The sequence below is a fragment of the Nocardia sp. NPDC057455 genome, assembly GCF_042802775.1.
Lineage (GTDB): Bacteria > Actinomycetota > Actinomycetes > Mycobacteriales > Mycobacteriaceae > Nocardia.
Map to the genome: position 1 here is coordinate 68,318 of NZ_JBHVDM010000004.1, position 12,611 is coordinate 80,928.

12 protein-coding genes are annotated in these 12,611 nt (G+C 67.8%); all 12 read right to left on the minus strand.

Features of this window, described 5'->3' with window-relative positions; genetic code table 11:
* Positions 1-24: 24 nt before the first annotated feature.
* Complete coding sequence (locus ACFU5M_RS02875) at positions 25-906, minus strand: LLM class flavin-dependent oxidoreductase (RefSeq protein WP_379042652.1); 882 nt, start codon at positions 904-906, stop codon at positions 25-27.
* 28 nt (positions 907-934) lie between these two features.
* Entirely contained in the window at positions 935-1,771 is an 837-nt protein-coding gene (locus tag ACFU5M_RS02880; RefSeq protein WP_379042655.1) for a mycofactocin-coupled SDR family oxidoreductase, read from the minus strand.
* 79 nt (positions 1,772-1,850) lie between these two features.
* Complete coding sequence (locus tag ACFU5M_RS02885) at positions 1,851-3,128, minus strand: cytochrome P450 (protein ID WP_379042658.1); 1,278 nt, start codon at positions 3,126-3,128, stop codon at positions 1,851-1,853.
* Positions 3,129-3,237: 109 nt separating this feature from the next.
* Positions 3,238-3,900 carry a hypothetical protein gene (locus tag ACFU5M_RS02890; RefSeq protein ID WP_379042661.1) on the minus strand — a complete coding sequence of 221 codons (663 nt, stop codon included), beginning with the start codon at positions 3,898-3,900 and terminating at the stop codon, positions 3,238-3,240.
* A gap of 18 nt (positions 3,901-3,918) precedes the next feature.
* Entirely contained in the window at positions 3,919-5,226 is a 1,308-nt protein-coding gene (locus ACFU5M_RS02895; RefSeq protein ID WP_379042664.1) for an MlaD family protein, read from the minus strand.
* On the minus strand, positions 5,223-6,332 hold the full coding sequence (locus ACFU5M_RS02900; RefSeq protein ID WP_379042667.1) for an MlaD family protein: 1,110 nt from the start codon (positions 6,330-6,332) through the stop codon (positions 5,223-5,225). The genes ACFU5M_RS02895 and ACFU5M_RS02900 overlap by 4 nt, the downstream gene beginning before the upstream one ends.
* Positions 6,329-7,435 carry an MCE family protein gene (locus ACFU5M_RS02905; RefSeq protein ID WP_379042670.1) on the minus strand — a complete coding sequence of 369 codons (1,107 nt, stop codon included), beginning with the start codon at positions 7,433-7,435 and terminating at the stop codon, positions 6,329-6,331. The genes ACFU5M_RS02900 and ACFU5M_RS02905 overlap by 4 nt, the downstream gene beginning before the upstream one ends.
* Positions 7,432-8,481, minus strand: coding sequence for an MCE family protein (locus ACFU5M_RS02910; RefSeq protein WP_379042673.1), 1,050 nt, complete (start codon positions 8,479-8,481; stop codon positions 7,432-7,434). Before ACFU5M_RS02910 ends, ACFU5M_RS02905 begins: the two co-directional genes overlap by 4 nt.
* A 10-nt stretch (positions 8,482-8,491) precedes the next feature.
* A complete protein-coding gene (locus ACFU5M_RS02915) occupies positions 8,492-9,529 on the minus strand; it encodes an MlaD family protein (RefSeq protein ID WP_379042676.1) in 1,038 nt (345 codons plus the stop codon).
* On the minus strand, positions 9,526-10,788 hold the full coding sequence (locus ACFU5M_RS02920) for an MlaD family protein (RefSeq protein WP_379042679.1): 1,263 nt from the start codon (positions 10,786-10,788) through the stop codon (positions 9,526-9,528). The genes ACFU5M_RS02915 and ACFU5M_RS02920 overlap by 4 nt, the downstream gene beginning before the upstream one ends.
* Positions 10,789-10,790: 2 nt before the next feature.
* On the minus strand, positions 10,791-11,645 hold the full coding sequence (locus tag ACFU5M_RS02925) for an ABC transporter permease (RefSeq protein WP_379042682.1): 855 nt from the start codon (positions 11,643-11,645) through the stop codon (positions 10,791-10,793).
* A complete protein-coding gene (locus ACFU5M_RS02930; protein WP_379042868.1) occupies positions 11,645-12,541 on the minus strand; it encodes an MlaE family ABC transporter permease in 897 nt (298 codons plus the stop codon). The genes ACFU5M_RS02925 and ACFU5M_RS02930 overlap by 1 nt, the downstream gene beginning before the upstream one ends.
* Between the last annotated feature and the right edge of the window lie 70 nt (positions 12,542-12,611).

Consider the following 12,611-nt stretch of genomic DNA (forward strand, 5'->3'; position numbering starts at 1 on the left):
CGATCCGGTCGTGCTCGGTGTGCTTCATCTCGTTCCTTCTCTGCGGTGCCGCGGCCGAGTCCGGCGTGGCGGACCCGCCGTCACCCGGCGCAGCGCCTGCGCGTACTCCCCCGTGCCGGGATGGAAGCCCTCCAGCCACCAGGTCGCGCCCGCCGCCGCGATGGCCTCGACCGTGGCACAGGCGTGGTCGGGCCGGTCGGCGGGCGTCCGCCCGGTGATGACGACGTCGAAAGCGCCGGTGTCGAAACGATGTTCGGTGACAGCGCCGATCAGTTCGGTGACGATCTGCGGTGTCGGGCCGAAGGAGCCGTCGGATCCGACGATCATCGGTACGACACCGTCCCACCGGGCGGCACGCCGCAGCGGCGAGCGGTTGGGCCAGTTGCAGCCGATCCAGATCGGCGGACGTGGGCGCTGCACCGGGGTCGGGTGGAACGTGACGTCGGAGGCGCGCAGGTGTGCGCCGCGGAAGTCGACCTTCTCACCGGACCAGAGTTCGGTGAGCAGAGCCAGCCCTTCATCGAGCCGTCCGGCGACCTCACGTGGCTCGGCCGGTTCGCCCCAGGTGCCGTACTCGGCTTCCAGCGTGAAGCCGAGTCCTGCACCGAGCACCAAGCGGCCGCGGGAGAGCCGGTCCAGCGAGGTCGTCTGCCGCGCCAGCGTGCCGGGGCGGCGTCGTGCGACCGGAGTCACCAAGGGGCCGAGACGAATTCGGGTCGTCGCGTCCGCGATCAGGGTGAGCAGCAACCAGGGGTCCGCGACTTCGACGGCGCCGTAGGGAAACACCACGTGGTCCCAGACGAAGAAGCCGTCCCACCCCGCCTCCTCCGCACGCCGGGCCAGGTCGGCAACCTGACGCGGGTCGGCGAATTCGCCGAGGCAGGGCACACATAAGCCGTATCGCATGGCATTCTCATCCCCTGGCGTAGCTGAGCTACTTGAGCATGCTGCCCGCGTCGATCGGCAGCGGAACGCCGGTGACGAAACGGGATTCGTCCGAGGCCAGGTAGAGCACCGCGTTGCTGATGTCGACCGGCTCCACCCACGGGATCGGCAGGGTGTGGAACATCCGGCAGATCGGCTCGAGATCGGCCGGGCCCGGGTTCTCCAGGTCGGGACGGAACAGCTTGTAGGTGCCCTCGTTCATCACCATCGGCGTGTTCACGTGCGTCGGGTGCACCGAGTTGACCCGGATCGAGTGCTGGCCGAGTTCCACGGCGAAGGTGCGCATGAGACCCACGACGCCGTGCTTGGCGGCGACATAATGGCCCACGTTCGGGTACGCCTTGAGCCCGCCCACCGAGCTGGTCAGCACGATCGAACCACCGCGGCCGCCCGCGATGAGATGCGACGCACCGGCTTTCACCGTCTTCCACACGCCGCCGAGATTCACGCCGATCATGTCGTCCCACAGGTTCTCCTCGAGGTCGAGCAGTTGCCCGCCCTCGTTGCCGATACCCGCGTTCGCGACGATGACATCCAGCCGCCCGAGCTGCTCGACGCCGGTGTCGACAGCGGACTTCAGCGCGGCGTAGTCGCGCACGTCCACTTCGGCGGTGAACACGCGCCTGCCCTCGGCTTTGACCAGATCGGCGGTGGTCGCGAGATCTTCGGGCGTGGACATCGCGAAGGGCACGTTGTCGAGCTGCTTGCAGACGTCGACGGCGATGATGTCGGCGCCCTCCTGCGCCAGCCGCACCGCGTGGCTGCGGCCCTGGCCGCGCGCGGCGCCGGTGATGAACGCGACCTTTCCTTCGACCCGTCCGGTCATGGTTACCTCTATTCGTCGTGCCGCCGAAACGGCTTGCTCGTGAACTACGCCGGTGCGAGGGGTATTCGCGCCGGTTCACTCAGGGATTGGGAGTGAAGGTGATGTGCAGGTCGGTGAGCCCGCGCAGGATGAAAGTGGGTTCGTAGGTGTAGTCACGCTGCCCGGCCGGGCCGTGCCGGTCCGCATCGATCGAGATGTCGAGCATCCGGTCCAGGATTCGTTCGATAGATACCCGGCCTTCGACGCGCGCCAGCGGGCCGCCGGGGCAGGAATGCACGCCACGGCCGAAAGCCATGTGCTCACGGAAATTCGGGCGGTTCAAACGGAATTCGTGCGGATCCTCGAAACGACGCGGATCACGATTTGCCGCACCCGGGCAGACCATCACCGTCGACCCCACCGGAATATCGGTGTCACCGATCGTCGTCGCCCGCTTCGCCAAGCGGAAACCGCTCTTCACCGGCGAGTCCATCCGCAGCGTCTCCTCGATGAACACCGGAATGAGGCTGCGGTCGGCCCGCAACCGCGCCTGCACCTCGGGATGATCACCCAGGATCCGCAACGACGCGCTCAGCAACTTCGCCGTGGTCTCCTGCCCGGCTCCGAACAAGAAGGTGGCCGAACGCACGACGTCGATGACCTCGGGCGTCGATCCGTCCGGGTACTTCGCCAGCGCCAGCGACGTCAGCACATCGTCACGTGGCTCACGCCGCCGGTCACTGATATACGAGCTGAATTTCTCGTCCAGCCACTCCAGCGGATTGCTCGACACGATCTCGTTGTCGATCGCACCGACTCTCGACCCGGGACGCTCGGCGCCGAGCGCGATGCGGAACTCTTCGTGGTCCTCCTCCGGCACGCCGAGCATGTCGGCCACCACCAGCAAGGAGAACGGCTTGGCGTACTCGGCGAGGAACTCACACCGCCCGCGCTCCAGGAACTCGTCGAGCTGGCGATCGGCCAGCCGCCACATGAAGTCCTCGTTCTCCTTCAGCCGCGCAGGCGTCAGCAACCGATTGAGCAGCGAGCGCGCATAGGTGTGCTGCGGCGGGTCCATCGTCACCATGTGCTCGAACATCGGCAACTGATTCCGATGCCGCTCGATCAATTCGGTGATGTCGTCACCCTCGACCTCGAACGGCAACGGGGGAAACGGTCCTCCGACCGCGATCGCCGAGGAGAACACATCGGCGTTCTTGAGCACCGCGGTCGACTCCTCGTACCCCGTCACCGCATACACGCCGTACCGGGACTCCTGCGTCACCGGGCATTTCGCGCGCAGATGATCGAAATACGGGTGCGGGTCCGGAACGAGCGCCGGATCGGTGAAGTAGTCGACCGAATCGAAGTCAGTCATGTGCAGCACTCCTGGAGGGATAGAAGCAACCTTCTCGATGGTAACAGTACTCTTCATATATGCGAATACCATTCTCACGAGGGTGCGCCGGTAATCGGTGGATCAGTTATCAGGGCAGGTAGACGCGGCTCGCCAGCCAACGGCCGCCGACGAGTTCCATGGTCATGACGACCCGGCTGCGATCGACCCGCGGATCCGTCGAAGCGGTGTTGGTCACCGTTTGGTCGATGAACAACAGGACTTCGACTTTCGTCTTCGTCGCCGACTTGACCGCGGCGTCGAGCACCGTGCCTTTACCGGTCGCCTTGTTGTCCAGCAGCAGCTGCCGCAGCTGTCCGCTGGAGCGGGTGTACATGTCCCGGAACTCACCGGTCGACCCGTCGAGCACGGCGCCGAAATCGTGATCGAGCGTGCCCGAGTCCACGCTCGTCAGCGTGACGGCATACGAGCGCGCCGCGGCGAGCCCGGCCTCGGCCGCGGCATCCACGTCACGCTCCGTCTTCAGTTGCCATCCCAGGACTGCCGCGGCGACGACAGCCGCGACCGCGACCGCCGCGGTCACGGGCAGCAGGCCGCGGCGAATCAGCGGGAGCACCCGGGACATCCGGTCCGGCCGCGTGCTCGCGCTCGGCCGCGGGTCGGCCGCGGCGTCCTCGGCGGGCTGCTCGGTCCGGGCGGCGTCCGTCGTGGCGGCTGCCTCCTCGGCTTCGTCGTGGCCGGTCGACGGCTTCTCCTCAGTCGCTACCGATGTCCCGGTTTCGCTGTGACTCATGGTGCTTCCTTTCTCCGGTCATCGCCGCGGCGCGGGCGGCGGGGGTGGCAGCGGCGGTCCCGCGAATGTCAGCGGAAGCGACAGCGGCCCGATCGGTGTGGGGGTGGCCTGCTGGTCCGCACGCACGCCCGGCGGCGGACCGTCCGGAATTTCCTCGCCCGGTGGGCGGGGCGCGTTGCGCGCGCCGCGGATGAGCACCGAGGGATCGCGGTTGGGACAGGTCGTGTACAGGTAGGGCTCGGGGAAGTCCGGCAGTGACGGCGGGTGCCGGGGCAGGTCGTAGTCGCAGGTGTACCGGGGATACAGATTCACCAAACCCCATACGCCGCCATCGTGGAACGCCACGCCGATCGCGTCCAGCGTCGAGCCGGAGCGCTCGGTCGGGAAGAAGAACTCCTGGAAAGCGGGCACTCGTTTCGACGTCGTGTCGGCCACCACCGCCAGGTTCGCCAGCAGGCTCGCGCCCGCGGCGGAGTTCTCCGCGAGTACGGCGTCCAGCGCGCGCAAGGTTCCCGGTGCCGCTGCGAGCAACTCGACATATCCGCCGGATTTCTGCTCGACACCACCGAGCAAGGCATTCGCGTCGGCGGCGAATCTGCTCAGACCGGGACCGAAATCACCGATCGTCGCGAGCACCGACCGACTGTCGCGCAGCAGGCTCACCGTTTGCGGAAGCACCGAATCCAGGGTGGAGACCAGGAATACGCCGCCGTCGAGGATGTCGGCGAGTTTGCCCGGCCCCTCCGGGCTCACTCCGAGCTCGTCCACGATGGCCGCCAGTTCCGCGGGATCGACCTGAGCCAGCGCCGAATCCAGTTGGGTGAGCGTCTTCCACAGCGGTGTCGGCGTGGTCGTGCGTTCGACCGCGATCTCGGCGCCGTCGGCGAGATACGGTCCGTCGTCCCGGGTGGGACGGAAGTCCAGGTATTGTTCGCCTGCCATCGAAAGGCTCGCCACGCGCACCTCTCCCTCGGCGGGCACGCGCGCGTCCGCGTCGACGGAGGCGACCGCGACCAGGCCGGTACCGGTCAGCTCCACCGACTCCACCCGCCCGATCGGCACCCCGCGCAAGGTGACCTGCCGACCGGCCAGCAGACCGCCGGAATCGGCGAGGTGGACCCGCACGGTGATCGTCGAGGCCACCGGATCGACACCGAGCGCGCCGAAGACCAGATAACCCACGCCCACCACCAGGGTGAGCACCAGCGCGGTCGCGGAAAGGGCCGGACGCCTGGCTCGTCCCGCGCGCACTGCCGTCACCAGCACCCGCGCGGGCATCTCCAGTGCCCTCGCACCCGCCGCGCGCAGGCGGGTCGACGTGCTCATCGGCCACCTCCGGTCACCCGCTGCTGGAGCCTCAGCAACGTGTAGGTGAGGCTCCCGACGAACGCCGCCCAGTCCTCCGCGCCGGGCACCCGGCTCTCCGGATCACCGGTATGGTTCGGGTCGGGCAAGGCGCCGATCGCCAGATCTCGCATGTCGGCGTCCACGCTCGCCGACGTGCTCGTGGTGATGGCGATGATCGGTCCGAGCATCGCGTTCATCGCCGCCACGCTCGCGTTCGGGTCGGTCGCGGCGGCATCGAGTTCGGCCGCGATCCGGTTGATGTCGGCGACCATGCCGGTGGTGGCGGCGCCGTTCAGTCCGGGGAATTTCGCGAGCTGCCCGCTGATCTGGTCCACTCGGCGCACGAGGTCCAGCGCTTGCCTCGCATTGTCCCGCAGGGTGGTCAGCGCGGGCCCGGCCGCGAAGACCACGTCATCGATCGTCCGGCGCTGGGCGTTGAGTTGCACCGCGAGCCGGTCGATCTGGGCCAGGGTGGTTCGAATGTCCTCGGAGCGGGCCGACAGCGCCTGGACTACCCGGGTCGACTGCTCGATCAAGGCGCCGACCCGGTCGCCGCGATCGCCGACCGCTTGCCCGAGACCGTTGACGATGGTGGTGAGATTGCGGATCGCGCCACCGTTCACCAACAGGGAGGCGGTTGTCAGCAGCTCCTCGATGGTGGCGGCGGCGGCCGTGGCATCGCGAGCGATGCTGTCGCCATCGCGTAGGGCCGGCGTCTCGGGTGTGGCGTCCGCCGGTGCCGTGAGCGAGACGAAGACATCGCCGAGCGGAGTGGCGGTGCGCAGTTCGGCGCGCGTCCCGAGCGGCAGGATCACGCGTTTCCCGATGCTCATCGTGACGACCGCGGTGAAGTCGCGCACCGCCATGCCGGTCACCTCGCCGACATCCGCCCCAGCGAGCCGGACCTTCGCCTTTGCGGGCAGGTTGAGCGCATTGGCGAAGTCGGCATGGATGGTGTAATTCGCGCCTCCGACGCCGGGCGCGGGCAACGGGAGGTCCTCCAGCCCGACCGAACACGCCGTGGTCGTCGCCAGTACCGCCGCGCCGAGCGCCGCCGCGCGAATTCCTCGTTCCCAGTGCCTCATCGCGGCAACCTCGACATCGCTTCGAGCATGTCGGTGAGCCCGAAATCCGGCCCGAAGTCCTGCAAAGTACCGGTCGCACAACCGAGCTGGCGCAGGCCCAGGATGTTGCACACCTCTTTGACGAGCTGACTGTCGAAGAACACCTTGTCCAGCAGCGCGTGCACCCGCACGCCGCGATGCTCGAAATCGACCGCTTTGTAGGCGTTGTTCAGCAGCAGCGGCGTCACGTCGATGAATTCGGCCAGCTCGCGCCGGTAGTCGGCGAGTGCCCGCGTCACCGTGTTCGCGTCGGACACCGTGGCCGCGAGGCTCCCGGCGTTGTGCGTGAGCAGATCGCTCGCCTGCAGCAGGATCTGGTTGATCTGCGCACCCGTGTCGCCGGCGCCGATATCGAGGTCGGCCAGCACATCGCCCAATTGCCCGGTAGCGGTGCCGAATTCGCGGATCACGCCCTCGTTGTCGGCGACCGCGCGCATCAGCGTGGCCAGCTGGTCGAGGATCCGGGTGATCGAGTCGCGGACCTCGGCGCCGCCGTCGTCGCCGAGGCGTATCGCGGCGGCCAGTTCGTCCATGGTCGCACGCAGCTGCGGGCCGCTGCCGGTGGTGATCGCCGCGGAGACGCCGAGCAGCTTCGCGATCGGACCGTCGCCGGGTTGCGCGCCCTTCAGCTCGCCGCTTATCCGATCGGCCGCGCCCAGCAGACGATCGAACTCCACCGGAGTCCTGGTGTGGTCGATATCGATCCGAGCGCCGTCGGCCAAAGTGGGGCCGCCCCGGTAGGCGGGGGTGAACTCGACGTGACGATCGGTCAGCACCGACGTCGACAACGTGACGGCTGTCGCATCGGCGGGGATGTCCACGTCGGCGTCGATCTTCATCGTCACCTCGACATGCGAACCACGCGCGACAACGTCGGTGACCTCGCCGACCGGCATGCCGAGCACCGCCACCGCGTTGCCGACGTAGAGACCGGCGCCGTTGTCGAACGAGGCGGTCACCGTCTTTCCGCTGTCGCGCAAGCCCACCGCGTCACCGGCGCATCCGGCCAGCGCACCGACCAGCAGCACCGCGCCGAACCGGATCAGAAGACCTATCCCTCTCATTTGCAGTCCTTGAAATACGGAGGCAGATTCGCCTGCTGGGCGCGGCTGCCGATAGCGCACATCCAGGAATCGACCAGCGGACCGGCCGACGAGGTGAAATCGACCTCGTTGCCGGTACCGGAGGCGTTGGCGAAATTGCGCACCGGAACGGGCAGGATCTCCAGCGTGTTCCGCAGCAGTTGATCGTTGCGGGCGAGGCTGCCGAGCAGTCCGTTCAAGCCGGTGATCAGCTCTTCGAGCTTCGGACGGTCGTCGACCACGAGCGCGCGGAGTTGGTCGGCGAGACGCCGCGTGCCGTCCATCAGTCGCTGGATGGCGTCGCGGCGGGAGACGATTTCGGTCAGCAGGTCGCGGCCCTGAGTCGTGATCGTGCCCAGGTCGGCACGCTGCTGGGTGACCACCGTGGTCAACCGCTGGGTGCCGGCCAGCAGCGCGCCCAATTCCCCGCGGCGATCGCCGATGATCGCCGACAGCGCGCGCATGTTCTCCAGCAGTCCGGGCAGCACCGTTGGCACACCGTCCAGCTGGGTGGCCAAGCCGTCGAGCGACTTGCTGATCTGCGCGGCATCGATCCGATCGAAGGTGACCGTGGCGTTCTCCAGTGCACGCTGCAGGTCGTAGGGGACGGTGGTATGGCTCAACCCGATTCGTCGGCCGGGCAGCGAACCCTGCCCCGCCGGGCGCAGTTCCACGTAACGAGCGCCGAGCAAGGTGGTCAGCTTGATGGCGGCCCCGGTCTCCGACCCGAGGGACACGCTCTTGTCGACCTCCAGGGTGACCACCACGTGGTCGCCGACCAGCCGCTGCGTCTCGACGGTCCCCACCGGCACGCCGGCGATGCTCACCGAGTCGCCCGGGCGGATCCCGGCCGCTTGGGCGAATTCCGCCTCGTAGGACACCTTTCCGACGCCCAGCGCGTTGACCCCCAGCGCGGCGCCGAGGGCGGTCAGCAGCACCACCAGCGCCGCCACGCCCAGCGTGGCACGCGGGTGGCTCTCGATCGGTTGCCTTGCTGTCGAAACAGCCTGTCTTGCGAACTTTTTCAATCTCATACTCTCACCCGCAGATCGGTGATTGCTGGGGCTTCCCGGTGGCCGACGCGAGCCCCACCACGGTGGGCACTAGCGTCGTCAGGCTGGGTAACAGGTCGACGCCGAAATTGCACAGATAGGTGCCGAGGTAGGCGCCTTCCTGACTCACCCTGGCCAGGCCCTTCATCAGGGCGGGCAGATTGAATCCGAGATAGGCGAAATTCTCCTTGTTCTCCATGAAGTGCCGGGTGAAACCCGGTTCTCGGTACAGCATTTCGTCGAGATCGGGTTGCACCCCCGCGACTACGCCCGCCATCCGGTCGGTCACCGTCGCGGCGGTGGTCAGTGTGCCGAGCAGCTCGTCGCGGTGCCGCGCGAGCCCGTCGATGATCGAGCGTGACCGCGCGATGAGCGAGCTCACCTCGCCGCTGTGCACGGCGAGATCGCCCACCACCTGATTCAGGTTGGTGATGACGGCGCCGAGCACCTGGTCCGGTCCTGCGAGCGATTGGGCCAGCGTCGATACCTGCTGGATCAGCAGCACCACCGAGGTGTTGTCGCCCTGAAAGGCCTTGATCAGGGCACCGGTCACGTTGTCGACCTGTTTCGGGTCCAAGCCGCCGAACAGCGGCTCGAATCCGTTGAGCAGCGCGGAGATGTCGAACGAGGGCTCGGTGTGCTCGAACCGGATCTCCCCGCCGGGCCGCAGCGGTGCGGGATCACCGAAATCGGCCGGCGAGAGACCGAGATACCGCTGACCGATGACGTTCTGGTAGGTGATCGACGCCTTGGTGTTGCCGGACAGCTGCTGGGCGTCCTCGACCCGGAACCGCACCCGGGCTCGCGTGCCGTCCAACTCGATCTTGTCGACGCGGCCGACCCGGACTCCGGCCATGCGCACGTCGTCGCCGGCCCGTAATCCGCTGACATCGCTGAACACCGCCGAATAGGGGTGGGCACCCCCATCGACACCGCGGTCCAGGGTCACGAAGGTGACCCAGAGCAGGCCGACCGCGACGGCGACGAACAAACTCACCCCGACCAGGGAACGGCGATAGCTCATCGAGCGCCTCCAGGAAACGGGCCGTCGCCCAGCAGGGGCGCGAGGATCGACTCCGCGCCATCGGCCTCGCCGATCAGTACACGACGGATCAGCTCTTGCAGATCCGCGGGCAGGACGGGCGGGGGTGGATAGGTCCGCGGGTCCATCGTGGGCGGCAGCTCCTGAGTGGGTACGGCGGTGGGCGCCGTACTACAGCTCGGCGCGGCCAGCTCGCCGTAGTGTGCGCAATCCGCCCGGGTGTAGAGCGTGTGCGGGGTGAAGCGGAACTGGAACTTGCCTCGCCCGCGGGGGCTGTCCTGGTTCCAGAACTCGGTGAACCACTGGTCGGACAGTTTCTTGATCCGGACGACGATCGGCCCGAACGCCGGTGAGCCCTCGGCGAACACATCGAGAACCGGGCCCATCTGGTCGACCAGGGTGACGATCTGGTCGGTGCGCCGGTCCAGCGTCTCGCCGACGGTGGACAGGCTCGTGCCACCGGCCGAGAGGAGACCGACGAGTTGCTGGTTGTGCTCGGCGAAGGTCCGCATGGGTATGACCGCGTGGTGCAGCGCGTCGAGCAGATCGGGCGCGGAGGCGTTCAGTCCGCGCACGGCGGCGGCCATCAGGGTCAGCGTGGGCGGCCCGCCGTCCGGGGTGAGCAGCGCGTCGAACTCCTTGGTGATGCGTTCGAGTTGCGCGCCCGCCGCCACGATGTCGGCGCCACGACGATCGGTCGCCGTCGCGACCGCGGCGAGCACACCCACCGTGTTGCTCGCGCCGATTCGCGCCGTGCTCGCGATGATCTCGCGCAGTTTGGTGAGGGCGGTCTGCAGTTGCACAGTCGAAAGGCTGCCGTCCTGGCGGATCTCGGCATCAGCGGTCAGCGCGGCGCCGGGCCCGTTGTCCACCAATTGCACCGACGACACGGCGAAAACGTTGCTCGGGACGACCCGCGCGGTCACCGTCCGGGGAATTCGCGCCACCGCGGAGGGATCCAGCAGCAGCCGCACCCGGTTCGGGCCGCTGCCGACGGCCGGTGCGACCTCGGCCACCGTGCCGACCAGCATCCCGCGGAATTTCACGTCCGATCGTGCGGGCAGTCCGTCGCCGAGCTGCTCCAGCAGGGCGGTCACCTCCACCTTGTCGTCGAAGCGGCCGGTGGACTTCATCAGCAGCACCGATACGACCGCCACGGTGACCACGATGAGAATCAGTCCGCGCACGAGCAGCGCGACCACCGAGGGGCCACGCCCGTCCTTCTCGAACAGGATCGACATGGCTATCCTCCGAGCCTCGCGCTGGCGCCGATGCCCCACAGCGCAACCGTGAGCAGCAGATTGACGACGATCATCAGCGAGATCGCCGCTCGCATCGCCCGGCCGGCGGCGATGCCGACGCCCTGCGGGCCGCCGGCGGCGTAGAAGCCGTAGTAGCACTGGACGGTCGAGGTGAGGACGACGAAGACGACGGCTTTGATCAGCGAGTAGACGATGTCGGGCCCGTTGAGCACCAGTTGGAAGTAGTGCTCGTAGGTTCCCGCCGACAGGCCGCCGGACAGCCCGACCACCACCCGCACCGCGATATAGTTCACCGCCAGGCACACCACGTACAGCGGGATCATCGCCAGCACCGAGGCGAGTATCCGGGTACTGACCAGGTAGGGGATGGAGCGGATACCCATCGACTCCATCGCCTCGATCTCCTCGGCGATCCCCATCGCGCCCAGTTGCGCGGTGAACCGGCAGCCCGCCTGCGCCGCGAATGCCAGCGAGGCCATGATCGGAGCGAGTTCGCGCGTGGAGGCGGTCGAGGCGATCAGCCCGATCGTCGGCTCCATCCCGAGCAGATGCAAGGCGTTGTAGCCTTCCAAGCCGACGATAGCCCCGCCCGCGGCACCCAGCACGATGATGACCCCTGCGGTCCCGCCACCGACGACGACCGAACCGTTGCCCCATGTGACATCGGACAGCAGGCGCACGAACTCGGTTCGGTAGTAGCGCAACATCACCGGAATCGAGAACAAGGCGCGCAGGAAGAACGTCATCATGTGCCCGAGGCGCATGACCGCCGTGCCCAGCTGGGTGAAGCTCCGCAGCGCGAGGCGCGTCCCCGGCGGGCGATAGGGCGCGGCCATCACAGCCCCTGCCTGGGGAGCAAGATCATCGACAGCTGCGTGACCGCGACGTTCACGCTCATCAACAACAGGATCGACGCGACTACGGTCGAGTTGACCGAGTTGGCCACGCCCGCGGGACCACCCTTGGTCGACAATCCCTTCTCGCACGCCACAACGGCCACGATGGCGCCGTACACGACAGCCTTGAACAGGGTCAGCACCAGGTCGCTCACGGTCGCGAACGACGCGAAGGTGGTGACGAAACTGCCGGGCGCGCCGCTCTGGACGAAGACGTTGAACAGGTATCCGGCCAGGAAGCCGACGAAGCAGACGACACCGGTCAGCGACACGCCCACCACCACCGCGGCGGCCAGGCGCGGCACGACCAGTCGCCGTACCACCGATACCCCCATCACCTCCATCGCGTCCAGCTCGTCCCGGATCTTCCGGGAGCCGAGGTCCGCGCAGATGGCCGAGCCGACCGCCGCGGCCATGAGGAGCGCGGCCACCATCGGCGCCCCCTGCCGGATGACCGCCAACCCGCTCGCTGCGCCCGCCAGCGAGGTGGCGCCCACCTGCCCGGCCAGCAGGCCGAACTGGATGGACAGCGTCACCCCGATCGGCAGCGACACGAAGATCGTCGGTAACACGGCCGCCGAGGCCATGAACGCGGCCTGCCTGACGAACTCCTCGAACGCGAAGCGCCCGGTGACAACGTCCACGCACAAGTACTGCAGTGCGCGCACGCCCAGAACGAACTGTCCGCCAACGGTTTCCAGGGCGGTGATCGGATGCCGGCGCAGGTAACCGCGGCACCACGCGGTGATCGCCCGAGTCGCCCACCTCTCCGGCGGCGCGCCGCCGTCGGCGGCGACGCGCGTATCCGCGCGTGCGTCGGCTTCTCGGGGAATCATCATCGATCTCGAAACTCTCCAGGTCCGCCACTCATCGCCCGCCGCGCGAAACAATCCGAAACAGTTTGTT